Source organism: Streptomyces sp. P17 (genome assembly GCF_032436805.1).
Classification (GTDB): domain Bacteria; phylum Actinomycetota; class Actinomycetes; order Streptomycetales; family Streptomycetaceae; genus Streptomyces.
Window position 1 is genome coordinate 122714 of the sequence record NZ_JAVRBF010000010.1, and the last position, 23315, is coordinate 146028.

28 protein-coding genes and 3 pseudogenes are annotated in these 23315 nt (G+C 70.8%); 17 read left to right on the forward strand and 14 right to left on the reverse strand.

Annotated elements, in window-relative coordinates; translation table 11 throughout:
* Window positions 1–82 precede the first annotated feature (82 nt).
* Window positions 83–496, reverse strand: coding sequence for a VOC family protein (locus RMT89_RS09080; protein WP_315883279.1), 414 nt, complete (start codon window positions 494–496; stop codon window positions 83–85).
* Window positions 497–586: 90 nt separating this feature from the next.
* Window positions 587–765 (reverse strand): annotated as a pseudogene (locus tag RMT89_RS09085) (neutral zinc metallopeptidase); the annotation flags it as partial.
* A gap of 125 nt (window positions 766–890) precedes the next feature.
* On the opposite strand from RMT89_RS09085, the gene RMT89_RS09090 reads away from it, so the two are divergent.
* From RMT89_RS09090 to RMT89_RS09105, 4 genes are all read left to right on the forward strand, one after another.
* The gene (locus RMT89_RS09090; RefSeq protein WP_315883280.1) at window positions 891–1595 is read left to right on the forward strand and encodes a hypothetical protein; all 705 of its coding nucleotides are present in this window, start codon (window positions 891–893) and stop codon (window positions 1593–1595) included.
* Window positions 1596–1686: 91 nt separating this feature from the next.
* Complete coding sequence (locus RMT89_RS09095; protein WP_315883281.1) at window positions 1687–3285, forward strand: ABC-F family ATP-binding cassette domain-containing protein; 1599 nt, start codon at window positions 1687–1689, stop codon at window positions 3283–3285.
* A 334-nt stretch (window positions 3286–3619) separates the two neighbouring features.
* Window positions 3620–3838, forward strand: coding sequence for a helix-turn-helix domain-containing protein (locus RMT89_RS09100; protein ID WP_019758351.1), 219 nt, complete (start codon window positions 3620–3622; stop codon window positions 3836–3838).
* Window positions 3839–3946: 108 nt separating this feature from the next.
* Window positions 3947–4738 (forward strand): enoyl-CoA hydratase/isomerase family protein, encoded by a 792-nt coding sequence (locus RMT89_RS09105; RefSeq protein WP_315883282.1) that lies wholly within the window; start codon window positions 3947–3949, stop codon window positions 4736–4738.
* A gap of 65 nt (window positions 4739–4803) precedes the next feature.
* Here RMT89_RS09105 and RMT89_RS09110 read toward each other — a convergent pair whose 3' ends face one another.
* Entirely contained in the window at window positions 4804–5526 is a 723-nt protein-coding gene (locus RMT89_RS09110; RefSeq protein ID WP_315883283.1) for a nucleopolyhedrovirus P10 family protein, read from the reverse strand.
* 88 nt (window positions 5527–5614) lie between these two features.
* Here RMT89_RS09110 and RMT89_RS09115 point away from each other — a divergent pair, with 88 nt between their 5' ends.
* Genes RMT89_RS09115 through amaP form a run of 5 tightly spaced genes read left to right on the forward strand, consistent with a single transcriptional unit; the run spans window position 5615 to window position 7947 of the window.
* Window positions 5615–6088: an Asp23/Gls24 family envelope stress response protein gene (locus RMT89_RS09115; protein WP_315883284.1), complete on the forward strand. Its 474-nt coding sequence runs from the start codon at window positions 5615–5617 to the stop codon at window positions 6086–6088.
* A 32-nt stretch (window positions 6089–6120) separates the two neighbouring features.
* Complete coding sequence (locus tag RMT89_RS09120) at window positions 6121–6312, forward strand: hypothetical protein (RefSeq protein ID WP_315883285.1); 192 nt, start codon at window positions 6121–6123, stop codon at window positions 6310–6312.
* Window positions 6313–6317: 5 nt separating this feature from the next.
* On the forward strand, window positions 6318–6686 hold the full coding sequence (locus tag RMT89_RS09125) for an Asp23/Gls24 family envelope stress response protein (RefSeq protein WP_315883286.1): 369 nt from the start codon (window positions 6318–6320) through the stop codon (window positions 6684–6686).
* On the forward strand, window positions 6683–7363 hold the full coding sequence (locus tag RMT89_RS09130) for a DUF6286 domain-containing protein (RefSeq protein ID WP_315883287.1): 681 nt from the start codon (window positions 6683–6685) through the stop codon (window positions 7361–7363). Before RMT89_RS09125 ends, RMT89_RS09130 begins: the two co-directional genes overlap by 4 nt.
* Window positions 7360–7947: an alkaline shock response membrane anchor protein AmaP gene (gene amaP, locus RMT89_RS09135; protein WP_315883288.1), complete on the forward strand. Its 588-nt coding sequence runs from the start codon at window positions 7360–7362 to the stop codon at window positions 7945–7947. The genes RMT89_RS09130 and amaP overlap by 4 nt, the downstream gene beginning before the upstream one ends.
* 1 nt (window position 7948) lies before the next feature.
* Here amaP and RMT89_RS09140 read toward each other — a convergent pair whose 3' ends face one another.
* The 5 genes from RMT89_RS09140 to RMT89_RS09160 all read right to left on the reverse strand — a co-directional run bounded on the left by RMT89_RS09140 (window position 7949) and on the right by RMT89_RS09160 (window position 12943).
* Window positions 7949–8704, reverse strand: coding sequence for an SDR family oxidoreductase (locus RMT89_RS09140; protein ID WP_315883289.1), 756 nt, complete (start codon window positions 8702–8704; stop codon window positions 7949–7951).
* Window positions 8705–8709: 5 nt separating this feature from the next.
* On the reverse strand, window positions 8710–10494 hold the full coding sequence (locus tag RMT89_RS09145; protein WP_315883290.1) for a glycoside hydrolase family 15 protein: 1785 nt from the start codon (window positions 10492–10494) through the stop codon (window positions 8710–8712).
* Between the two features lie 295 nt (window positions 10495–10789).
* Window positions 10790–11587: an SURF1 family protein gene (locus RMT89_RS09150; RefSeq protein ID WP_315883291.1), complete on the reverse strand. Its 798-nt coding sequence runs from the start codon at window positions 11585–11587 to the stop codon at window positions 10790–10792.
* Between the two features lie 59 nt (window positions 11588–11646).
* Window positions 11647–11880, reverse strand: a complete 234-nt coding sequence (locus tag RMT89_RS09155; protein WP_315883292.1) for a hypothetical protein — start codon at window positions 11878–11880, stop codon at window positions 11647–11649.
* 79 nt (window positions 11881–11959) lie between these two features.
* Window positions 11960–12943: a DEDDh family exonuclease gene (locus RMT89_RS09160; protein WP_315883293.1), complete on the reverse strand. Its 984-nt coding sequence runs from the start codon at window positions 12941–12943 to the stop codon at window positions 11960–11962.
* A 159-nt stretch (window positions 12944–13102) separates the two neighbouring features.
* On the opposite strand from RMT89_RS09160, the gene RMT89_RS09165 reads away from it, so the two are divergent.
* The 4 genes and pseudogenes from RMT89_RS09165 to RMT89_RS09180 all read left to right on the forward strand — a co-directional run.
* Window positions 13103–13813, forward strand: a complete 711-nt coding sequence (locus RMT89_RS09165) for a VIT family protein (RefSeq protein ID WP_315883294.1) — start codon at window positions 13103–13105, stop codon at window positions 13811–13813.
* A 117-nt stretch (window positions 13814–13930) separates the two neighbouring features.
* On the forward strand, window positions 13931–14791 hold the full coding sequence (locus RMT89_RS09170) for a sterol desaturase family protein (RefSeq protein WP_315883295.1): 861 nt from the start codon (window positions 13931–13933) through the stop codon (window positions 14789–14791).
* Window positions 14788–15447 carry a lysoplasmalogenase gene (locus tag RMT89_RS09175; RefSeq protein ID WP_315883296.1) on the forward strand — a complete coding sequence of 220 codons (660 nt, stop codon included), beginning with the start codon at window positions 14788–14790 and terminating at the stop codon, window positions 15445–15447. Before RMT89_RS09170 ends, RMT89_RS09175 begins: the two co-directional genes overlap by 4 nt.
* A 94-nt stretch (window positions 15448–15541) precedes the next feature.
* Window positions 15542–15930 (forward strand): annotated as a pseudogene (locus tag RMT89_RS09180) (zinc-binding dehydrogenase); the annotation flags it as partial.
* Here RMT89_RS09180 and RMT89_RS09185 read toward each other — a convergent pair.
* The 4 genes and pseudogenes from RMT89_RS09185 to RMT89_RS09200 all read right to left on the reverse strand — a co-directional run.
* A pseudogene (locus tag RMT89_RS09185) lies at window positions 15912–16283 on the reverse strand (hypothetical protein); the annotation flags it as partial. The pseudogenes RMT89_RS09180 and RMT89_RS09185 sit on opposite strands and share 19 nt — an antisense overlap.
* Before the next feature lie 7 nt (window positions 16284–16290).
* Window positions 16291–16554 carry a hypothetical protein gene (locus tag RMT89_RS09190; protein WP_315883297.1) on the reverse strand — a complete coding sequence of 88 codons (264 nt, stop codon included), beginning with the start codon at window positions 16552–16554 and terminating at the stop codon, window positions 16291–16293.
* Window positions 16555–16636: 82 nt separating this feature from the next.
* Window positions 16637–16957 carry a hypothetical protein gene (locus RMT89_RS09195; RefSeq protein ID WP_315883298.1) on the reverse strand — a complete coding sequence of 107 codons (321 nt, stop codon included), beginning with the start codon at window positions 16955–16957 and terminating at the stop codon, window positions 16637–16639.
* Between the two features lie 25 nt (window positions 16958–16982).
* Window positions 16983–18506: a S8 family serine peptidase gene (locus tag RMT89_RS09200; RefSeq protein ID WP_315883299.1), complete on the reverse strand. Its 1524-nt coding sequence runs from the start codon at window positions 18504–18506 to the stop codon at window positions 16983–16985.
* Window positions 18507–18810: 304 nt separating this feature from the next.
* Here RMT89_RS09200 and RMT89_RS09205 point away from each other — a divergent pair, with 304 nt between their 5' ends.
* From RMT89_RS09205 to moaA, 3 genes are all read left to right on the forward strand, one after another.
* Entirely contained in the window at window positions 18811–19167 is a 357-nt protein-coding gene (locus tag RMT89_RS09205; protein ID WP_315883300.1) for a DUF485 domain-containing protein, read from the forward strand.
* Window positions 19164–20786, forward strand: a complete 1623-nt coding sequence (locus RMT89_RS09210; RefSeq protein ID WP_315883301.1) for a cation acetate symporter — start codon at window positions 19164–19166, stop codon at window positions 20784–20786. The genes RMT89_RS09205 and RMT89_RS09210 overlap by 4 nt, the downstream gene beginning before the upstream one ends.
* Before the next feature lie 157 nt (window positions 20787–20943).
* A complete protein-coding gene (gene moaA, locus RMT89_RS09215; protein WP_315883302.1) occupies window positions 20944–21933 on the forward strand; it encodes a GTP 3',8-cyclase MoaA in 990 nt (329 codons plus the stop codon).
* Window positions 21934–21937: 4 nt separating this feature from the next.
* On the opposite strand, the gene RMT89_RS09220 is transcribed toward moaA, so the two are convergent.
* Together RMT89_RS09220 and RMT89_RS09225 are read right to left on the reverse strand one after the other, a co-directional pair.
* Window positions 21938–22156: a hypothetical protein gene (locus RMT89_RS09220; protein ID WP_315883303.1), complete on the reverse strand. Its 219-nt coding sequence runs from the start codon at window positions 22154–22156 to the stop codon at window positions 21938–21940.
* A gap of 212 nt (window positions 22157–22368) precedes the next feature.
* On the reverse strand, window positions 22369–22767 hold the full coding sequence (locus tag RMT89_RS09225; protein WP_315883304.1) for a DUF3099 domain-containing protein: 399 nt from the start codon (window positions 22765–22767) through the stop codon (window positions 22369–22371).
* A gap of 245 nt (window positions 22768–23012) precedes the next feature.
* On the opposite strand from RMT89_RS09225, the gene RMT89_RS09230 reads away from it, so the two are divergent.
* Window positions 23013–23291, forward strand: coding sequence for a GlsB/YeaQ/YmgE family stress response membrane protein (locus tag RMT89_RS09230; RefSeq protein WP_315883305.1), 279 nt, complete (start codon window positions 23013–23015; stop codon window positions 23289–23291).
* The last annotated feature ends 24 nt before the right edge of the window (window positions 23292–23315 follow it).

Below are 23315 nucleotides of genomic sequence, written 5' to 3' on the forward strand. Positions count from 1 at the left end.
CGATCGCCCAGGTTCGCCCGCAAAAGTCGATCGGGGCAATCCGGTGCAAGTCGGGCGCGTTTTCAAGATTCTCAGTGGTCTCCTAGCCCCCTATCTCCGGCGCGTACGTGCCGAAGCTCCAGATGTTGCCCTCGGCGTCCCGGGCCATGTAGTCCCGTGAGCCGTAGTCCTGGTCCGTCGGGGGCATCAGGATCTCCACGCCGTGCTCCACGGCGCGCCGGTGGTGGGCGTCGACGTCGTCCACGACGATGTACACCCCGGCCGGTCCCGCGTCCTTCATCAGCGTGTCGAAGAGGCCGCCGCGGCCCTTGGAGCCGACCATCACCGCGCCGTTGCCCTGGGTCAGCTCGGCGTGCAGCACCGCGCCGTCCTCACCCTCGTACACCGTCAGCTCGGTGAAGCCGAGGGCCTCCGTGAGCAGCTTGATCGCCGCCTTCGCGTCCGCGTACAGCAGCGTGGGGAAGATGCTCGGACGCCCGCCGTTCGTGCCTGCCATACCGATCACTCCTTGCCTGCCCGGTGCCGGAAAATCCCACCTGCCGCCAGTCTCGCAGCGCCCACTGACAACGCTCTGCCCACCGCCTCGGCGGAAGGTGTCGCGGCGCGCCATGTCCCCGCCCCCCGAACCTTCCGGAACCACTCCTGCCGCGCCGACCCGTGCGTCCAGGTCTCCGGCATCACCCGGCCCTGGAACCGCTCCTGGATCCGCTCCTGGATCCGCTCCTGGATCCGGCCGACGCGGACGGCCGCGGCGGCATCCGGGCCGCCGCCGGATGAGCGTCCGAACGGGCGACAGGCCCCGGCGCCACCCGCGGTACGCCGGTCCGCCCGTCCCGCCGGTGGCTACGCTCTGCGCCTGATCCGTGGGAGACCGCTGCCGAGGGGGCGTCATGGCCGTGCTGCACGCGACGCCGGCCGCCCAGGGCACCCCCGAGCCCGCGAAGCGCGTCCTTCCCGCAGCCCTCGCCGTGATCCTCGCCGCTCTCCTCCTCGCGGCGGCCCACCAACTGCGCCCCAACCCCTACGGCGACCGCCTCACCGTCCACGCGCGCGTGGCGCACGCGACCGAGGCACGCACCCAGGGGAAGGCCGTCGAGGCCCACGACCCCGTCACCGGCACCCTCCTGTGGCGCCACACCCGTGACGGCCGCCACCCGCTCGCCGCACTCCCCACGCGCGCGGACACCATCGCCCTGTGGGACGACGGCATGATCACCGCGACCGACGGCCGCACCGTCCGCTGGCACCGCGCCCTCCCCGCCGCCACCGACTGGCTCTCCGCCCACGGCGCGACCGGCGTCCTGCGCCCCCTCGGCCGCGGCATGCTCGCCGTCGTCACCCCGTACCGCGTCACCGCGTACCGCCTCTCCGACGGCGACCTGCGCTGGGTGCTGCCCGCCCGCAAGGGCTGCGCCTTCGCACCCGCGCGTGCCGTACGCCACACCGGAGTTCTGCTCCTCGCCCAGCCCTGCGCGGGGGCGGCCTGGACGTCCCAGCTCATCGCGGTGGACGACCTGGGCCGGATCACTCCGCACCGCAGGCCCCTCGGCAATGAGGTCCCCGGCGGCAGAAAAACGCTTGCACGGCCCCGTTAGACTGGCCTCATGGCCATTCTCCTCGCGCATTAGACGGCGGGAACGTCCTCAGCCGCCCATCCCGCCAACGACCCCGCCCTGGAGTCTGTCCGTGATCTCCGCCTCCGGCATCGAGCTGCGCGCCGGTGCCCGCGTCCTCATCGAGTCCGCCACCTTCCGCGTCGCCAAGGGCGACCGCATCGGTCTGGTCGGCCGCAACGGCGCCGGCAAGACCACCCTCACCAAGTGCCTGGCCGGCGAAGGCATCCCGGCCGGCGGCACCATCACCCGCTCCGGCGAGGTCGGCTACCTCCCGCAGGACCCCCGCACGGGGGACCTCGACGTCCTCGCCCGCGACCGCATCCTCTCCGCGCGCGGCCTCGACGTACTGATCCGCAAGATGCGCGACAACGAACAGCGCATCGCCAACGGCCAGGGCGCCACCCGCGAGAAGGCGCTCAAGCAGTACGAGCGCCAGGAGACGGAGTTCCTCACCAAGGGCGGGTACTCCGCCGAGGCCGAGGCCGCCACCATCGCCGCCGCGCTCAACCTGCCCGACCGGGTGCTCGGCCAGCCGCTGCACACCCTCTCGGGTGGTCAGCGCCGCCGTATCGAGCTCGCCCGCATCCTGTTCTCGGACGCGGACACCCTGCTGCTCGACGAGCCGACGAACCACCTCGACGCCGACTCGATCATCTGGCTGCGCGACTACCTCAAGACCTACCGCGGCGGCTTCATCGTGATCTCCCACGATGTCGACCTGGTCGAGACGGTCGTCAACAAGGTGTTCTACCTGGACGCCAACCGCGCCCAGATCGACGTCTACAACATGGGCTGGAAGCTCTACCAGCAGCAGCGCGAGGCCGACGAGAAGCGCCGCAAGCGCGAGCGGCAGAACGCCGAGAAGAAGGCGGCCGCGCTGCACTCTCAGGCCGACAAGATGCGCGCCAAGGCCACCAAGACCGTCGCCGCGCAGAACATGGCGCGGCGGGCCGACAAGCTCCTCGCCGGCCTCGAAGCGGTGCGCATGCAGGACAAGGTCGCCAAGCTCCGCTTCCCGGAGCCTGCGCCCTGCGGCAAGACCCCGCTGACCGCCGAGGGCCTGTCGAAGTCCTACGGCTCGCTGGAGATCTTCACCGATGTGGACCTGGCCATCGACAAGGGCTCCCGGGTCGTCATCCTCGGCCTCAACGGCGCCGGGAAGACGACCCTGTTGAGGCTGCTGGCGGGCGTCGAGCAGCCGGACACGGGTGCCGTCGTCCCCGGCCACGGCCTCAAGATCGGCTACTACGCCCAGGAGCACGAGACGCTCGACCCGGAGCGCTCGGTCCTGGAGAACATGCGCTCGTCCGCCCCCGACCTGGACCTCGTCGAGGTCCGCAAGGTGCTGGGCTCGTTCCTGTTCTCCGGCGACGACGTCGACAAGCCGGCCGGGGTCCTCTCCGGCGGCGAGAAGACCCGTCTCGCGCTCGCCACCCTGGTGGTCAGCTCGGCGAACGTGCTGCTCCTGGACGAGCCCACCAACAACCTCGACCCGGCCAGCCGCGAGGAGATCCTCGGCGCGCTGCGCACCTACAAGGGCGCGGTCGTGCTGGTCACCCACGACGAGGGCGCGGTCGAGGCGCTGCAGCCGGAGCGCATCATCCTGCTGCCGGACGGCGTCGAGGACCTGTGGGGCGCGGACTACGCGGATCTCGTCGCCCTGGCTTGATCGAATGACTGATCCACTGCGTATGGATCATTCGGCCGATCCGTGATCCATCATCTGTGTGAGATCTCCTCGTACCGGGGTGTGTCCTACATCCATTTCACGGCCGAGCCTTTGTCGACAAGGGCTCGGCCGTCGTGCGTCCCTGACCTGGCACTTCACGGAACAACCCGTTCGGCGGTACGGACACGGCATCGCGGAATCACACGTTCCCCTTGTGTGGACCTACTCCTGTCGTCACATCCATGTCTCACGGACCTTGCCGAATGGGTGGCCATGAAGCCCGGGAGGGGTGATCATGAGGAGACCAGAGCGCACTTCCCATGAGGAGGCACGGGTGGCCGAGACTCTGAAGAAGGGCAGCCGGGTAACCGGCGCCGCGCGCGACAAGCTCGCGGCAGACCTGAAGAAGAAGTACGACTCCGGTGCGAGCATCCGGGCGCTGGCCGAGGAGACCGGCCGCTCGTATGGCTTCGTGCACCGGATGCTCAGTGAGTCGGGCGTCACGCTACGTGGGCGTGGCGGGGCAACACGCGGCAAGAAAGCCGCGGGCTGACCCCGGGCGGCCCATCGGCTTCGATGGTGGCCACCCGGTCGGTCAGCTGATCGGCCGGGTGGTTACTGTGCAGTCACTTACGCGACCGCACCCCATCGGAGGCGCCCCATGGCTTCGCTCGACCCGGTTCTCGACAAGGACGGCGTACGACTGACCGTCGACGACGCAGTCGCCACGGTGACGCTGACCAACCCGGACAAGCGCAACGCGCAGAGCCCCGCTCTGTGGCGCGCGCTGGCCGAGGCCGGTCGGCTGCTGCCCGGATCCGTCCGGGTGGTCGTGCTGCGGGCCGAGGGCAAGTCCTTCTCGGCCGGACTCGACCGGCAGGCGTTCACGCCGGAGGGTTTCGACGGCGAGCCGTCGTTCATCGATCTGGCGCGCGGCAGCGACGCCGAGCTCGACGCGACCATCGCCGAGTACCAGGAGGCGTTCACCTGGTGGCGGCGCAGCGACCTCGTGTCCATCGCCGCTGTCCAGGGCCATGCCATCGGGGCGGGCTTCCAGCTCGCGCTCGCCTGTGACCTGCGCGTCGTCGCGGACGACGTGCGGTTCGCCATGCGGGAGACCAGCCTCGGCCTGGTTCCGGACCTGACGGGCACCCATCCCCTGGTGGGCCTCGTCGGCTACGCGCGGGCGCTGGAGATCTGCGCCACCGGGCGCTTCGTCACGGCCGAGGAATCCGTCAGCACCGGCCTGGCGAACATCGCCGTGCCCGCGGACCAGCTCGACGACGCGGTACGCGACCTCGCCGCCGCCCTGCTGGCCGCACCCCGGGACGCGGTCATCGAGACCAAGGCGCTGCTGCGCGGGGCGACCGGCCGCACCTACGACGACCAGCGCGTCGCCGAACGCGCCGCCCAGGCGCGCCGGCTGCGCGACCTGGCGGGCGTGGGCGAGTGACCGTTCCCCCGGCGGCGGTGCTCACGACCGCCGTCGGGGAGTCTGCGGCGCCCCACCACGAACCGTCAGCCCACGACGGCCGTGACCAGAACTGCCACCGTCGGGTGATCCGGCAGCGCCTTGGCGACCTTCGCGCGGACCGCGCGGGCCACGACCACGGCCCGGTGGTCCGCGTGCACCGCGATCTCGACCCGCACATGACGGGCCGGAAGGGCGGCTTCGGCGGGCCGTTCCTCGAAGTGCACCGGCCGGCCGAGCCCGCCCAGGGTCCCGGTCAGACCGGCCACGCCCGGCACCGCGAGCGCGGCCGCGGCGACGCGGGACTCGTCACCGTCCGAGGGCTCCCTGGCCGACGGCGACTCCTGCGGCCGTGCCGGCGCGGGCTCCGCCGTCTCGTCCAGCAGGGCCGTCACCCGTAGATCCACCTCCGTGACCGCCAAGCCCAGCCGCTGGTCCGCCGCCTCCGCCAGCGTCGTGCGCAGCCGGTCCGCCACCGTGGGCAGCGGCTCCGCCGCCGTCGCCTCGAAGTCCGCCGTCACCCGCAGCACCCCGGGCGGCAGCGCGCTCGGCGGCGCCGGTACGACGGGCTCGGGCGCCCGCGCCGGATCGGCGAGCCCGATCCGCAGCGCGCCGAGGCGCACCCCCGTCACATCGTGCGCCGCTCGCCGCAGCGCGCTGCCGGCCGCCTCCTCGGTGATCCACGCGCCATCGCGCGGCCCGCCCAGCGGCAACAGCCTGCCGAGTCCCAACTGCTGGCGCACTGTCCGCGCCCATCCGTCCGCCGTCATTACTCCAGCCTGCCGCATCCCCGGGGCGCGATGGCGCAAACGCACTTACGGTGGTCAAAGGACGACGAACCGAAAGGGATGTAGGGCGATGAGTGACACGACGCAGAAGCCCGACGTCGAGCAGGAGCCGACCGTGCAGACCCGTAAGGCCGTCAGGCGCGGTGGCGGTGACCCGGCGACCCGGGGACGGACCACCATCGCCGACGGCGTGGTGGAGAAGATCGCCGGCCTCGCCGCGCGGGACGTCGTCGGCGTGCACGCGATGGGCAGCGGGATCAGCCGGACCTTCGGCGCGGTGCGGGACCGGGTGCCGGGCGGCGCCTCGAAGTCCGTGACGCGCGGGGTGAAGGCCGAGGTGGGCGAGGTGCAGACCGCGCTCGACCTGGAGATCGTCGTCGACTATGGCGTGTCCATCGCCGACGTGGCCCGGGCGGTGCGGGAGAACGTGGTCTCCGCGGTGGAGCGGATGACCGGTCTGGAAGTGGTCGAGGTCAACATCGCGGTGAGCGATGTGAAACTGCCCGAGGAGGAGGAAGAGGAGTTGGAACCCCGGATCCAGTGACCCGTCCACCGCACCGCTGAGGGGAGCGCACCATGAGCATGGCCGTGGTCGGCATGATCGCCGGCATGGCGCTGGGCTTCGCCGGGTACTTCGGCGGATTCGGTGCCTTTCTGCTGGTGGCCGCCCTGGGCGCCATCGGTTTTGTCGTCGGCCGGTTCCTTGAGGGGGACCTGGACCTCGGCGACTTCTTCCGTATCCGTGACGACCGGCGCGACCGGCGGTGACGTAGGTGACCGTTCAGTCCGGTGAGGTCGGCAGACCGCGGGCCGTCGTGCCGCCCGGCGAACGTGGCGCCACCCGGATCGCCGACCGGGTCGTGGTGAAGATCGCCTCCCAGGCGGCCCGCGAGGCGCTGGGACCCCTGCCCGGCGACGCGTCGCCCCCGCACGCGGGCGTCACCGTCCACCACGACACGGCCCGTGTCCGCATCCATCTCGAACTCGACTACCCCACCGACATCGGCGCCCGCTGCGCCGCCGTGCGTCGCCATGTCGCCGAGCGGGTAGGCGCGTTGGTGGGCATGGAGGTGCCGGAGGTCGCCGTCCGGGTGGAGCGGCTGCACCCGGCGCACGGCGCGGCACAGGGGAGGACGCGATGAGCGAGCCCCACGGCTCCGAGGGCACCACACAACCACTGCCGGTCATCGAGAAGGCCGCCGGCACCGACCCGCTCGACCAGTCCGCGTCGGCGGCCGCCTACGACCCGCCGCCCGTCCTGGAGGGGGAGGACGGCGCGAACGGCCGCTTCTGGTCGGCCCGCCGCGTCCCCGCCGGGATCGTCGCCCTGCTGCTCCTGGCCCTCGTCGGCCTGTTCCTCTACGACATCGCGGCCGTGCGTGCCGACCGGCCCGCCATGGCCTGGCGCCGCGAACTGGCCCGGCAACTCGCCGAACGGCCCCTCGACGACGCCTGGGTACTGGTCGGCGCGGGCGTCGCCGCGGCCCTCGGCCTGTGGCTGGTCGTGCTGGCCGTCACCCCCGGCCTGCGCTCCCTGCTGCCGATGCGCCGCACCCACGCCGACGTACGCGCCGGACTCGACCGGGAGGCCGCCGCCCTGGTGCTGCGCGACCGGGCGATGGAGATCTCCGGTGTGCAGTCGGCCCGGGTCCGCATGGGCCGCAAGCGGGCCGACATCCGCGCGGTCTCCCACTTCCGCGACCTGGACGACGTACGCGCCGACCTGGACGCCACACTCGCCGACGCGATCCACGGCCTGGGCCTCTCCCGGCCGCCCGCGCTGTCGGTGCATGTACGGCGGCCCGGACGGAAGGGGTGAGCGCCGTGCTCAGGATCGTCAACCGTGTACTGCTCGGCCTCGTCGGCCTGCTCTTCGTCGCCCTCGGCGGCTCGGTGCTCGCCGTGGGCCTCGGTCTTAACCCCCCTTCCTGGTGGATCCACGACGGCAAGGACGACGTCCTGCTCAGCGACGCCGAACGCACCCGCTGGCACGACGACGGCTGGTGGTGGCCGACGGTCATCGCCGTGCTGGCGGTGCTGCTCCTGCTCGCCCTGTGGTGGCTGACAGCGGTCCTACGGCGCCGTCGGCTCAGCGAGGTCCTGGTCGACACCGGGGACGGCGAGGGCGCGCTGCTGCGGGGCCGCGCCCTGGAGTCCGTACTGACCAGCGAGGCTGCGTCGATGGACGGCGTCCACCGCGCGCACACCCACCTCACAGGCCGGCGCAACGCCCCCGAGACCCGCGTACGCCTGCTGCTGGAACCGCATGTCGACCCGGGCGCGGCGCTGACGGAGCTCACCGCCCAGGCCCTGACTCACGCGCGGGAGTCGGCGGGGCTGGCGTCGCTGCCGGCGGAGGTCAGGCTGAGGGCGGCCAAGCACCGTGCGGAGAGGGTCAGTTGAGCTAGAACCCGTGCCGGAGGCCGCCGTCCACGGGCACCATGATCCCGGTCAGATAGGAGGCGGCCGGAGACAGCAGGAACGCCCCGGTGCGGCCGAACTCCGCCGGTGCCCCGTACCGCCGCAGCGGGATCCGTGCCTCACTGGCCGCCCGGGTCGCCTCCGGGTCCGCGGACATGCCGTCCAGTTCGCGCACCCGGTCCGTGTCGATGCGGCCCGGCAGCAGGCCCACGACGCGGATCCCCCGCGGCCCCAGTTCGTCCGCGAGGGACTTGGCGAAGCCGGCGAGGCCGGGCCGCAGCCCGTTCGAGATCGTCAGGCCCGGAATCGGCTCGTGCACGGAGCCCGACAGGACGAATCCGATGACACCGCCCGCCTCCAGCTCGGCCGCCGCCGCCCGGGCGAGGCGCACCGCCCCGAGGAACACCGACTCGAACGCCGCCTGCCACTGCTCGTCCGTGTTGTCGGCGACGAAGCCCGGCGCCGGGCCGCCGACGCTCACGAGCACACCGTCGAAGCCGCCGAAGTGCTCGCGCGCGGCGGCGATCAGCCGTTCCGGCGTCGCGGGGTCGGCGTTGCCCGCGGCGACCCCGACCGCGTTCGGGCCCAGCGCGGACGCGGCCTCGGCGACCGTCTTCTCGTCCCGCCCCGAAATGATCACCTTCGCGCCCTCGGCGACCAGCTCACGCGCGGTGGCGTTGCCCAGGCCACGCGTCGCTCCGGTGACGACGAACACCCGGTCCTTCAGTCCAAGATCCATGGCCCCTATCCTGCATCGTCCGCCCCGAACAGGGCGAGGGCGGTGTTCACCAGGCCGATATGGCTGAACGCCTGCGGGAAGTTGCCCAGCTGGTGGCCGGCGACAGGGTCGAACTCCTCGGCCAGCAGCCCGACGTCGTTGGCGAGGGCCACGAGCCGTTCGAACAGCTCCCGGGCCTCCTTCGTACGGCCCGTCATGTGCAGCGCGTCCGCGAGCCAGAACGAGCACACCAGGAAGGTGCCCTCGCCGCCCGGCAGTCCGTCGACGACCGTCTTCTCGGCGCTGTAGCGGCGCAGGAAGCCGACGTGGTCCAGCTCGTCGCGGACCGCGTCGACGGTGCCGACCACCCGTGGGTCGTCCGGCGGCAGAAAGCCCACGCGCGGGATCAGCAGCAGGGAGGCGTCCAGCTCGCGCGAGCCGTAGTACTGGGTGAAGGTGTTGCGCTCGGGGTCGTAGCCCCGCTCGCACACCTCCTGGTGCACCTTCTCGCGCAGGGCGCGCCAGGCGTCCACATCGCCGTCCAGATCCGGGTTGCGCTCCACCGCGCGCACCGCGCGGTCCGCGGCCACCCACACCATCACCTTGGAGTGGACGAACTGCCTGCGACCCCCGCGCACCTCCCACAGCCCCTCGTCGGGCTGCCGCCACGCCGTGCACAGGAAGTCCATCAGCGCGACCTGCAGCGCCCACATGTGCGGCTCGGACGGCAGGCCCGAACTGCGGGCCAGCGACAGCGAGTCCATGACCTCGCCGTACACGTCGAGCTGGAGCTGTTTCACGGCGTCGTTGCCGATCCGTACGGGTCGGGTGGCGGCGAAGCCGGGCAGCCAGGGCAGCTCCACCTCGGGCAGCCGGCGCTCGCCCGCCAGGCCGTACATGATCTGCAGGTCCGCCGGGTCGCCCGCGACCGCGCGCAGCAGCCAGTTCCGCCAGGCCTCGGCCTCCTCCTGGAAGCCGGCGGCCAGGAGCGCGCCGAGGGTGAGGGTGGAGTCGCGCAGCCAGCAGTAGCGGTAGTCCCAGTTGCGTACGCCGCCGAGCTCCTCGGGGAGCGAGGTGGTGGGGGCGGCGACGATGCCGCCGGTGGGGGAGTAGGTGAGCGCCTTGAGGGTGATCAGGGAGCGGACCACGGCGTCCCGGTGCGGTCCGTCGTAGCGGCAGCGCGCCGCCCAGGCCTGCCAGTCGGTGACGCTGGCGTTCAGCGAGTCGTAGGGGTCGACCAGCGGCGGGCGTGGCTCGTGCGAGGGGTGCCAGGTGAGGACGAACGCCACCGACTCGCCCTCGGAGACGGTGAACTCCGAGTGGGTGCAGTGGTTCTCGCCCCAGGTGTGTACGTCCGGTTCGCTGCGCAGCCACACCGAGTCCGGGCCCGCCACGGCGACCCGGTGGCCGTCGGAGCGGCGCACCCACGGGGTGATCGAGCCGTAGTCGAAGCGCAGCCGGAGGATGCTGCGGACGGTGACCTTGCCGCGCAGGCCCTCGACGATGCGGACGATGTCGGGGGCGCGGTCCCGTTGTGGCATCAGGTCGGTGACGCGGACGGCCCCTTCGTCGGTCTCCCATTCGGTGTCCAGGACGAGGGTGTCCGGCCGGTAGGCGCGCCGGGCGCACCGGTCGGCGCCCGCGGGGGCGATGCGCCAGTGGCCGTTCTCCTCGTCACCGAGCAGCCGGGCGAAGCAGGCGGTCGAGTCGAAGCGGGGCAGGCACAGCCAGTCGACGGATCCGTCCGTGCCGATCAGGGCGGCGGTCTGCTCGTCGCCGATGAGCGCGTAGTCCTCGATGGTGGGGTGCACGGGGTGCGGGTTCCCGGGAGGAGGGGGAGGCAATCCGGGGCGGGGCCGCGGGAGTGATGCGCGGGGGGAGTGCGCGGGTCACACCGCGGGGGAGTGTGCGAAATCACACCGCGGGGGTTCGCCTCTGCCGCGGGCTCCTCGGCTGTCGCGTCACACGGCCGTCGGTTGGGCCTGTGCGTCGGGCTCTCGGCTGTCGCGTCACACGGCCGTCGGTTGGGCCTGTGCGTCGGGCTCTCGGCCGTCGCGTCACACGGCCGTCGGTTGGGCCTGTGCGTCGGGCTTCTCGGCCGTCGTGTCATACCGCCGCGGGCTGGGCCTCCGTGGCGGACTCCTCGGCCGCGCGCTCGCGTCGGTCGCGCAGTTCGCGGCGTACCAGCACCACCCAGCCGATCGGGACGCCCGCGGCGAACAGCCACCACTGGATGGCGTACGCGTAGTTCAGCGCGGCGTTCTCGTCGCCGGGCTCGCCGAGTTGCTGCGGGGTGTCGCCCTTCGGTGCCGGGCCGGTCTGTGCCAGGTAGCCGCCGAGCACCTGTGCGTCGAGGCGCCGCGCCTCGTGCTCGCTGTTGATCAGCATGATCTGGCGGTCGGGCAGACCCTGGAGGTTCTTGATGCCGCTCGCCTCGGTCGTCTCGTCGGGCATCAGCCGGCCGGTGACGGTGAGCTCACCCCTCGGCGGGGCGGGAACCTTCGGGAACGCGCTCTGGCTCGCACCCTGGTCGGCGGGGATCCAGCCCCGGTTGACCAGCAGCACCTTGCCGTCGTTCAGCACGAACGGGGTGAGGACGTGATAGCCGACCTCGTCGTCGGCGTTGGTGCGGCGGCGGACGACGACCTCGTCGTCGGTGTCGAAGTGCCCCTTGGCGGTGACGGTGCGGTACCGCTCGTTCGTGGCGACGGCTTGCCCCGGGGCGGTCAGCTTCTCCACGGGGACCGGCTTCGCGGACAGGGCGTCGGAGACCAGCTGGTTGCGCGCGGCGCGCTCGTCGTAGCGGTGCATCTGCCAGATGCCCAGCCTGATCATCGCAGGGATGAGGAGGAGGGCGACCAGCGTGAGGATCACCCACTGCCGGGACAACAGGAAGCGGTACACCCCACGACCGTACAACTCGGTCGTGGGGCGTGTTCAGGCGGGTACGGTTCGGAGCGGGCTCACACCTTGTCGACGATCCCCACCTTCCCCTCCGCGCGGGCGCAGTGGGCACCGCAGTACCAGTGGCCCTCGACCTCGACGCCCTGCCCGATGATCTGGACGCGGCAGTGCTCGCAGATGGGGGCCATGCGGTGGATCGCACAGGCGAAGCAGTCGAAGACATGCACAGCGCCCTGCGCACGAATCTCGAAGGTCATCCCGTAGTCATTGCCACAAACTTCGCATCTCGCCATGCGCCACAGGGTGGGCCGTCGGCGCGGCGCGAGCGAGCGGGCGCCGGGCGAGTCGCACCGCAATCACCCATCCGTACGGTCACTGCTCGGGCGCCGGTTCCACATCGCCCAGGAGTTGCCCGAAGGCCGCCTCGTCGACGACCGGGGTGCCGTACTGCCGCGCCTTGACCACTTTGGAGGTGCCCGAGTCCGGGTCGTTGGTGACGAGCAGGCTGGTCAGCCGGGAGATGCTGGTGGCCACATGCAGACCGGCCTCGATCGCCCGGTCCTCCAGGAGGTCGCGCTCGACGGAGGTGTCACCGGAGAAGGCGATCCGCATGCCCTGCTTGAGCCCTTTGCCCTTTTCGTACCGCCCTGGGTTGGGATAGGGGCAGGCGGGCCTTTTGCGGGTGGGTCGCCAACTGGTGGGCCGGTAAGCGCCGTAGCTTCCCTGCTGCCGGGGCACGGACCGGTCGGTCCACTCCGTCAGCGGCCGGCACTCGTGCAGCGGAAGCCGTACGCCGCCCTCGGCCGCGGCCTTCAGGCTCGGCCGGAACGCCTCCGCCAGCACGCGCGCGTCGTCCAGCGCGTGGTGCGCGCGCTGCTGGACGACACCGAAGTGCGCGGCCAGTGACTCCAGCTTGTGATTGGGCAGCGGCAGGCCCAGCTCCTTGGAGAGCGCGATGGTGCACAGCCGCTGTCGCACCGGCGCCTCGCGCTCGGCGCGCGCGTACTCACGGGCGATCATCTGCCAGTCGAAGACGGCGTTGTGCGCGACGAGCACCCGGTCCGCCAGCCGCGCCGAGAACTCCTCGGCGATGTCCGGGAAGAGGGGCGCGCTGTCGAGCACGTCGCTCGTCAGACCGTGGATCCACACCGGGCCCGGGTCGCGCTCCGGGTTGACCAGCGTGTACCAGTGGTCCTCGACCTCGCCGCGCGCGTCCAGCCGGTAGACGGCCGCCGAGATTATCCGGTCGTCCCGGGCCAGCCCGGTGGTCTCCACGTCAACGACCGCGTATCCCTTCGGATACGCGGCCGGCCACGCTGTGGGGGCGGACGCTGCCGGCGTACGGTCTTCGAGCATGGTCACTGAGGATACGGGCCGGGACTGACAGTCCCGTCCCACGGCCCCGGGTCGCCACCCCGTCAGGTGTCCTGTCGCGCCCGTCCGTTCGAGTGCCGGCCCGGGAGCGCGTCAAGTTCCTTCCCGCGCGGGGCCGTCCGGAGTGTCATCCTCCGGGGTGTGACGGAACCTGCGCATGACGAGGCGCACGGCGGCGCGCTCGGAGAACGGCTGAACTGGCTGCGGGCGGCGGTGCTCGGCGCGAACGACGGCATCGTGTCCACGGCCGGCCTCGTGGTCGGTGTCGCGGGCGCCACGGACGACCGCGCGGCCCTGTTGACGGCGGGGCTGGCCGGGCTGCTCGCCGGCTCGATGTCGATGGCGGCGGGCGAGTACGTCTCCGTCTCCACCCAGCGCGACTCGGAGAAGGCCGCCCTGGCCGTGGAGAGGCGGGAGTTGCGCGAACAGCCCGAGGCGGAACTGCAGGAACTGACCGAACTCCTCGAAGGACGCGGCCTGTCCCGCGAGGTGGCCCGCGAGGCCGCGGAACAGCTCACCGCGCGGGACGCCCTGAAAGCGCACGCACGCGTGGAGCTCGGCATCGACCCCGACGAACTGACGAACCCCTGGCACGCGGCCTGGGCGAGCTTCCTCGCCTTCACGGCGGGGGCGCTGTTGCCGTTGCTGGCGATCGTCCTGCCTCCGTCCGCGGCCCGGGTCCCGGTCACGGTCGCCTCGGTCCTGGCGGCCCTGGCCCTGACAGGCTGGAGCAGCGCCCGCCTGGGAGCCGCGGCCCCGGGGCGGGCGGTCCTGCGGAACGTGGGGGGCGGAGCGCTGGCGATGGGGGTCACGTATGCGGTGGGGTCGTTGCTGGGGGCGGCGGGCGTTTAGTGGGCTTCTGATGGGCTCCCGTTGGTGGAGATCGCCAACAAGTAAGCGCGTACCGGCGGTAATACTTGTGAGTAACAACGTCTAGCCGTGGCCGACCAGCGGTTCTACGGTGCCAGCATGCCGAACCTGCCCGATGTCGTGCTGTGGTCGATACCCGCCTTCGTCCTCCTCACCGTGGTCGAGATGATCAGCGTCCGTCTCCATCCCGACGAGGAGGCGGCGGGGTACGAGACGAAGGACGCCGCGACCAGCCTCGGTATGGGGCTCGGCAGTCTGTTCTGGGACTTCCTGTGGAAGATCCCGATCGTCGCGATCTATATGGCGATCTATGAGCTGACACCCCTGCGGGTGCCGGTCCTGCTGTGGACGGTCCCCCTGATGCTGCTCGCGCAGGACTTCTTCTACTACTGGTCCCACCGCGGCCACCATGTCGTCCGCATCCTGTGGGCCTGCCACGTCGTGCACCACTCCAGCCGGAAGTTCAACCTCACCACCGCGCTGCGCCAGCCCTGGACCTCCCTGACCGTCTGGCCGTTCTACGTGCCCCTCGTCGCCTGCGGTGTGCACCCGGCCGCGCTCGCCTTCTGCTCCTCGGCGAACCTCGTCTACCAGTTCTGGATCCACACCGAGCGCATCGACAAGATGCCCCGGTGGTTCGAGTTCGTGTTCAACACGCCCTCCCACCACCGCGTCCACCACGCCTCCCAGGGCGGCTACCTCGACCGCAACTTCGGCGGCATCCTCATCGTCTGGGACCGGCTGTTCGGTTCCTTCGTCGCCGAGACCGAGCGTCCCGTCTTCGGGCTGACCAAGAACATCGACACGTACAACCCGGTGAAGGTCGCCACCCACGAGTACGTGTCCATCGCCAAGGACCTGAAGTCGGCGCGGAGTTGGCGCGACCGGGCCGGGCACCTCTTCCGCGGGCCCGGCTGGCAGCCCGCCCCGGAACCGGTACGGGAGAGCGTGTCGGCGTGAAGCGCGTTCTCCTGACGGCCTTCGGTCTGGCCGCCCTCGTCGACCTCGGTTCCCTCGCCGCCGGCTACGACCCCGGGCACATCGTCGCCAAACCGCTGCTGATGCCGTTGCTCGCCGGGTACGCCGCCCTGTCCGGGGCGCCCCGGCTCCTGGTCGCCGCCCTGCTGTTCGGCTGGGGCGGCGACGTCCTGCTGCTGTCCGACGCCGAGCCCGCCTTCCTCGCCGGAATGGGCTCCTTCGCGGCCGGACACGTCTGCTACCTGCTGCTGTTCAAGGCGCGCGGGGGCCACCAGCCGATCCTGCTCGCCGGGTACAGCGTCGCCCTCACCACCACGGTCGCCGCGCTCTGGCCCGACCTCCCGGCCGATCTACGGGTCCCGGTCGCCGGGTACAGCCTGCTGCTCACGGCCATGGCGTACCGCGCGGGCAGCCGGTTCGGCCTGCTCGCCGGGTTCGGCGGCGCGCTCTTCATGCTCTCCGACACCCTCATCGCGACCGGCGTCGCCGAGTGGCCCCAGCCGCCCCGGCCCGACCTGTGGATCATGCTCACCTATATAGCGGCGCAGATCCTCCTGGTCGTCGGCACACTCAGAGCCCTCGAAGCGCGTCCGTATCCGGCGGCGACGTACAGTGAGGTGCGCTCGACCACCCCCTGAGAGCCTGTGTCACACCCCCCTGCCGGGCGCGCGGGGGCACCCCCATCGCCGCCGCGCGCTGATCCGGCCGGGAAGGCGACACAGGCTCCGAGCGGCCACGGTCGCCGTCGTCGGTGACGGAGCCGTCGGCCTGTGCGCCGTGCTGGCCGCCAAGCGCCTCGGCGCCGAGCGGATCGTCGCGCTCGGCCGCCACCAGGTCCGCACCGACATCGCGCGCCGCTTCGGCGCCACCGACGTCGTCGCCGAGCGCGGCGAAGCCGCTGTCGAGGCCGTCCGCGAACTCACCCGAGGCCAGGGCGCGCACGTTCCGTCGTCGAGGCGGTCGGCACCGAGCAGTCCATGCGTACGGCCGTGAACATCACCCGCGACGGCGGCGGCATCGGCTTCGTCGGTGTGCCGCACGGCAGCGGCACCGGGCTCGACCTCGGCGTCATGTTCGACCGGAACATCGCCCTGCGCGGCGGTGCCCTCAGCAACCGCTCCCGATGATGCGGATAGTTCGCATGCGTCCGCACCCACCCGTCCCCGGTCCGCCAGAACCGCGACAGCGGAGCGAAGCTCACCGGAGCGCGCCCATCGACCAGCAGATGCCGCTCACTCACGAAGGCAGTGCCAACGGCCCCGTCGTCCACCCGGACCTCCGGCACATCGGAAAGCCCGCCCCGTACGGCGCCCAGCTCAGCGGCGGCCAACGCACACGCGCCCACACACGCGCGTGCCAACTCCCGTACGGGAAGGAGCCCCTGAAGAGCACCGTCCCGGACGAAGGCGGAAACCCGCGCCGTCAGGCCGGGATCACCGCCCAGCGCGGACCAGGCGTACTCGATGTCGGTCATGACTGCACTATGCGGTATTGACCGAATCAACATGAGAAGCGGCCGACCACCACAGTCGCACCTCCTTGCGCACGGCCGTGGGCCGCAGCTCCCACCTCTGGGCGAGGGCGACCTCGGCGACGTCCACGAAGGAGAGAACGACAGCAGCCGCAAGCCAGAACACGCAGAACACCGGCAGGAACAGCACGCTCCCGACGAAGCGCAACGCCAACTGCCATCGAGACCGGACCGGTTCGGGCACCCAGGTCGAAGGATCCTCGTACACATCCATGCCGGAGATCTTGCCGTACCCATGCGAAAGGGCCGGACGGTGGATCCATCCGGCCCTCAACGCGCGCGTACCCGCTACTTCGTCACCGCGTCCAGCGCGTCAGCCGTACCCCAGCCGTAGAACCCGTTGAGGTTCTTCGAGCCCTCGCACACCGCGTCGATCTTGCCGTCCGCGTCGATGTCGTACGGGTCCGTGCACGCCGTGGCGTCGGCCCGGCCTCGGCGATGGTCCGCTCCACGCGGGGTGAAGGGCCGTGCCCGGGCTGGACGTTGACGACATAGCTGAGCGAGGTCGCGTCCGCCTCGGCCGCCGCCGACACGTTCGGCAGGGCGAGTGCCGTCGCCATGGCCATCCCGGCGGGGACGGCCAGCACACGGCGAGAGCGCGGGAAGTGCGCTGTCATGGTGTCAGTCTCTCCCGTCCGCCGGTTACTTGACCGCGCGCAGCGCGTTGACGATACCGAAGCCGTAGAAGCCGTTCACGCGCGTGCCGCCCTCGCACACCGCGTCCTGCGTGCCGTCACCGTTCTGGTCGTACGACTCGGGGCAACCCGGGTTGTCCGCCTGCGCCTTGAGCATCGCCTGGAGCTGCGCCGGGGTCGCCCACGGGTGCTTGGACTTCAGCAGCGCGGCCACACCGGCAGCGTGCGGCGAGGCCATCGAGGTGCCCTGCAGGAAGGCGTACTGCCCGTTCGGCATGGTCGACAGGATGCGGCCGTTCTTCGAGGGCGTGTCGGGTATCTGGTACAGCCGGTCGCCGCCCGGCGCCGCCACGTCCACAACGCCCTTGCCGTACGAGGAGTAGTACGACTTGAGGTTCTGCACGCCCGTCGCGCTGACCGTGACGATCCCCGGCAGCTGGGTGGGCACGTCGAAGCACTCGCTCGGGTCGATCGTGCGCTCCACCGGCGTGGAGTCGTCGGGGCTGGTGGTGTCGACGATGGCGTCCGAGTCCAGGTCGTGGTTGGAGTTGCCCGCCGAGGCCAGGTGGAGCGTGCCCTTCCGCTGCGCGTACAGCTGCGCCCGGTTGACCGCGTCGACGATCGCCCGCTGGTCCGGGTCGTTCATGCAGTTGTACAGCCACGGGTCCACGTAGTAGCTGTTGTTCGTGATCTCGACGCCCTTGTCGGCGGCGAACACGAAGGCGCACACGACGCTCTCCGGGTAGAAGAGGCCGTTGTCCGGGTCGCTCACCTTGATGCTGGACACCTTGACGCCCGGGGCCACCCCCGCGACGCCGATGCCATTGCGGGCCGCGGCGATCTCGCCCGCGACATGCGTGCCGTGGTAATCGTCCGCGGTGTACGGCCGCCAGGCGCCCTCGCTGGTGTCCGCGACCCCGCCGACGCAGTTCGCGGACTGGGACTTGGAGAAGTTCGGCGCGAGGTCCGGGTGGGTGTCGTCGACGCCGGTGTCGATCACGGCGACCGTCACCTTGCTGCTACCCGGGTTGATCTTCGCGGCCTTGTCGGCGCCGATCGCGCGCAGGTCCCACTGGTCGGCCTCAAGGGGCTCGCTGTCAGGGGCTGCGGCGCTCGCGGCCTTCGCGGCCTGGGCGTCCGTCAGGAACTGCGCGGCGCCCTGGTCCGTGGTGCCCGCGGCGGTCAGCGGCGCTGTACGCGTCGCACCCGCCGACTGGACCCCGCGCACCTGGCGCATGAGCTTGCCGAAGTCCGGGTTGGCCGAGTGGGCGACGATCACCCCGATCTTGTCGTACGACGTCACGATGGTTCCCCCGGCCGTGACGACGGCCTTCTTCACCGACTCGATGGTCCGGCGGTCCGTCGAGGTGTTCACGACGTACGCCAGGTTCGGCGCGTCCGCGGCCTGCGCGGTGGTCTCCGCGAGCGGGGCGGCCGTCGCGCCCGTCGGCAGGAAGCCGAGCGAAGCGGTCAGCGACAGCACAACGGGGACGGCCAGGGCGAGCCGGCGTCTGGAAGGCAGATGAGCCATGGGATCTCCACATCATCCGGAAACGAAACCGGCCCGAGACACAGGTGGTGCTCGGGCAGGTACATGACGGGCGTGCAGGGCGAAGCTATCTCCCCGTCTCGCTGGCCAGCAATGACTTACCGCGGGTGAGTTCGGAAAGAAGTCCCCGGGGTTGAACCGGTCCTCGCGTGGCGCCGTGACGTTGGACAGGGGGCGCGAGCACGATCGAGCCCCCTGCAACCGCGAGGAACAGAGCCGTCACATGTCCGTACCGAACCCGTCCCCGTCAACCGTCGCACCAGCGCCCGCAACGCGAGGAGACTCCGTGGCCACCGACGCACCGCCCCCCTCGAAACAGCAACACCGACTCCCCACCACCGAGGAGTTCACCGAGGTGCACGAGAGCGCGGAGTTCGGTGAACTGCGCCGCTCCTACCGCTCCTTCGCCTTTCCGCTGACCCTCGGCTTCATCGTCTGGTACCTGCTGTACGTCCTGCTGTCGATCTACGCCGGCGACTTCATGGGCACCCAGCTGTTCGGCAACATCAACATGGCCCTCGTCCTCGGCCTCGCCCAGTTCGTCACCACGTTCCTCATCGCCTGGTGGTACGCGCGGCACGCCGCCGCCAAGCTCGACCCCAAGGCTGATGCGATCAAGTCCCGGATGGAGGGCGGCGCATGAACACCGCGCAGATGTTCCTTGCGGCCGACCCGGCGAGCGAGCACCGCACGCTGATCATCAGCCTGTTCGCGGTCTTCGTCGTCGCGACCCTCGTCATCACCGTGTGGGCGGGCCGTCAGACCAAGGACGCCAACGACTTCTACGCGGGCGGCCGCCAGTTCACCGGCTTCCAGAACGGCCTCGCCGTCTCCGGTGACTACATGTCCGCCGCGTCCTTCCTCGGTATCGCGGGCGCCATCGCCCTGTTCGGTTACGACGGTTTCCTGTACTCCATCGGCTTCCTGGTCGCCTGGCTCATCGCCCTCCTGCTGGTCGCCGAGCCGCTGCGCAACTCCGGCCGCTACACGATGGGCGACGTCCTCGCCTACCGGATGCGCCAGCGTCCGGTCCGCACGGCGGCCGGTACCTCCACGATCGTCGTGTCGATCTTCTACCTGCTGGCGCAGATGGCCGGCGCGGGCGTCCTGGTCTCCTTGCTGATGGGCATCACCAGCGACGCCGGCAAGATCCTCATCGTCGCCCTGGTCGGCGTCCTGATGATCATGTACGTCACCATCGGCGGGATGAAGGGCACCACCTGGGTCCAGATGGTCAAGGCCGTGCTGCTGATGACCGGCGCCCTGCTGCTGACCTTCCTGGTCCTGCTGAAGTTCGACTTCAACGTCTCCGACCTGCTCGGCGCCGCCGCCGACCAGAGCGGCAAGGGCACCGCCTTCCTGGAGCCCGGCCTGAAGTACGGCGCGACCGGCACCAGCAAGCTGGACTTCATCTCGCTCGGCATCGCGCTGATCCTGGGCACCGCCGGTCTGCCGCACATCCTGATCCGCTTCTACACCGTCCCCACCGCGAAGGCCGCCCGTAAGTCCGTGATCTGGGCGATCGGCCTGATCGGCTCCTTCTACCTGATGACCCTCGCGCTCGGCTTCGGCGCCGCCGCGCTGATCACCCCGGAGGAGATCACCGCCTCCAACAAGGCCGGCAACACGGCGGCCCCGCTGCTCGCGCTGTATCTGGGCGGCGTCGACTCCAACTGGGGCGCCATCCTGCTCGCCACCATCTCCGCGGTCGCCTTCGCGACGATCCTCGCGGTGGTCGCGGGCCTCACCCTCGCGTCCTCGTCGTCCTTCGCGCACGACATCTACGCCAACGTCATCAGGAAGGGCGAGGCCACCGAGAAGGAGGAGGTCAGCGCGGCCCGCTGGGCGACCGTCGGCATCGGCATCGTCTCCATCGCGCTCGGCGCCCTGGCCCGGGACCTGAACGTGGCCGGCCTGGTCGCGCTCGCCTTCGCGGTCGCCGCCTCCGCGAACCTCCCGACGATCCTCTACAGCCTCTTCTGGAAGCGGTTCACCACCCAGGGAGCGCTGTGGTCGATCTACGGCGGCCTGACCGCCGCCGTCGGCCTGGTGCTGTTCTCGCCGGTCGTCTCCGGCAAGCCCACCTCGATGTTCCCGGACGCCGACTTCGACTGGTTCCCGCTGGAGAACCCCGGCATCATCTCGATCCCGGTCGGCTTCCTGCTGGGCATCATCGGCACCTACCTGTCCAAGGAGGAGCCGGACAAGGGCAAGTACGCCGAGCTGGAGGTCCGGTCCCTGACCGGCACCGGAGCCCACTGAGTTCGCCCCCTGAGCGGCCGCGTCGTAGATCCCTACGACGCGGCCGCGTCTTACCTCGTGGGATCGGGCTCTGTCGTTGTCAGTGGAGTCACGTAGGCTCGCGAGTGACGGAAAATGACCGCACCAGCATTGAGCCGCGACGAGGGAGGGGGCCCACGTGCTCATCGACACCTACGGCCGGGTGGCCACCGACCTGAGAGTCTCGCTGACCGACCGGTGCAATCTGCGCTGCACCTACTGCATGCCCGAGGAGGGCCTGCAGTGGCTGGCCAAGCCCGACCTCCTCAGCGACGACGAGATCGTCCGCCTGATCGACATCGCGGTCACCTCCCTCGGCATCGAGGAGGTCCGCTTCACCGGTGGCGAGCCCCTGCTGCGCCCCGGCCTGGTCGGCATCGTCGAGCGCGTCGCGGCCCTGGAACCCCGCCCCCAGATGTCCCTGACCACCAACGGCATCGGCCTCAAGCGCACCGCGAAGGCCCTGAAGGCCGCCGGTCTGGACCGGGTCAATGTCTCCCTCGACACCCTGCGCCCGGACGTCTTCAAGACCCTCACCCGTCGCGACCGCCACAAGGACGTCATTGAGGGCCTGGAGGCCGCCCGCGACGCGGAGCTGACCCCGGTCAAGGTCAACTCGGTGCTGATGCCGGGCCTGAACGAGGACGAGGCCCCCGACCTGCTGGCCTGGGCCGTCGAGCACGACTACGAACTGCGCTTCATCGAGCAGATGCCCCTGGACGCCCAGCACGGCTGGAAGCGCGACGGCATGATCACCGCAGGCGACATCCTGGCCTCCCTGCGCACCCGTTTCGAGCTCACCGAGGAGGGCTCGCAGGAGCGGGGCTCGGCCCCGGCGGAGCGCTGGATCGTCAACGGCGGACCGCACCGCGTCGGCGTCATCGCCTCCGTCACCCGACCGTTCTGCTCGGCCTGCGACCGCACCCGCCTCACCGCCGACGGCCAGGTCCGCACGTGTCTGTTCGCCCGCGAGGAGACCGACCTGCGCGCGGCCCTGCGCTCCGGCGCCCCCGACGAGGAGATAGCCCGCATCTGGCGGTTGGCGATGTGGGGCAAGAAGGCGGGAGCGGGCCTGGACGACCCGAGCTTCGTCCAGCCGGACCGCCCGATGTCCGCGATCGGTGGCTGAAACCTTACGGCGCGGTCGGCTCTTCCCACTCCGAGAACTTCACGACGTCCTTCAGAAAGCCCCGCACCCCCAGGAACTGGGACAGATGCTCCCGGTGCTCCTCACAAGCCAGCCAGGTCTTCCGCCGCTCCGGCGTATGGATCTTGGGGTTGTTCCAGGCCAGCACCCACACGGCGGCGACACGGCAGCCCTTGGCGGAACAGATCGGCGTCTCGTCACTCACGGATTCGTCTCACAGGGTCCACAAAAAGGCGACGCCGAGCAGCCACGGGGGGAGCTGCCCGGCGTCGGTCCGTCGCTCCGACGGGGGATGCGGAGCGCCTACGAAGTATGTCATGGGCCACCCGCCGCCCGGCACCGGAACAACACTATTGATCTGAGCTTTTCTTGAGCTTGGTGCGGAGGTGGCTTCCGTTTGGTAGCACCCCGCCAAGGTCATTTCCGGTCATGTGTTTCGCCCGCAGCACCGGGCGTCGGGTCGGGCACCACGTCTTCCGGTGCGGGTTCCGCGAAGGGCATATCAGCCCTCGGTCCGGCGATCATCGGACGGGCCGGCGGCGCCACAAAAGTGGAAGGAAGCGACGGCGCGTTCTCCCGCCCGGCGTTGGCGATCACCACCGCGATATAGGGCAGGACCAGACCGAGCACCAACGCCACGACGGCCACGTGCCGTTCGACGTTCCACAGGGTCGCGGCGAGGATCACCGACAGCGTACGGACCGACATCGAGATGACGTACCGGCGCTGCCGCCCTCGTACATCCTCCTGGAGGCCCGTCCTGGCTCCGGTGATCCGGAATACCTGGGCGTTGCCCGCGTCGTGCTGCTTCCGCATCACATTCCACCATCCGCCTGCATCGGACTCTCCCCTGCCCGCACCCGGACCGCCCCCGGCCGGGGTCCCGGGCCCGAACACCCTCCACGTTACGCCTGGCCTGCGTCGCCTACGAGACCGGGGGGCCTCCGGTGGGGGTGACGGTCCTCAGCCGTCCCGCGTACGGCCCCACCCGACATGCGACGTATGTGGTACGGCCCGACACTGGGCGTAATGCTCACGTCGAGCCGTACAAGGAGGCAGCCATGGGCTGGTTGTGGGCGATCATCGTGGGGTTTGTGCTGGGTCTGATCGCCAAGGCGATCCTGCCCGGAAAGCAGCACAGTCCCCTCTGGCTGACCACCATCTTCGGCATGCTCGGCGCCATCGTCGGCAACTCCATCGCCCGCGCGGCCGGCGTCGACGAGACCTCCGGCATCGACTGGAGCAGGCACGCCTTCCAGCTCGTCGCGGCGATCATCATCGTGGGCGTGGGGGACATGGCCTACATGGCGACGCTGGGCAAGAGGAAACAACGGACCTGAGCGCCGGTACGACGAAGGGGCGGC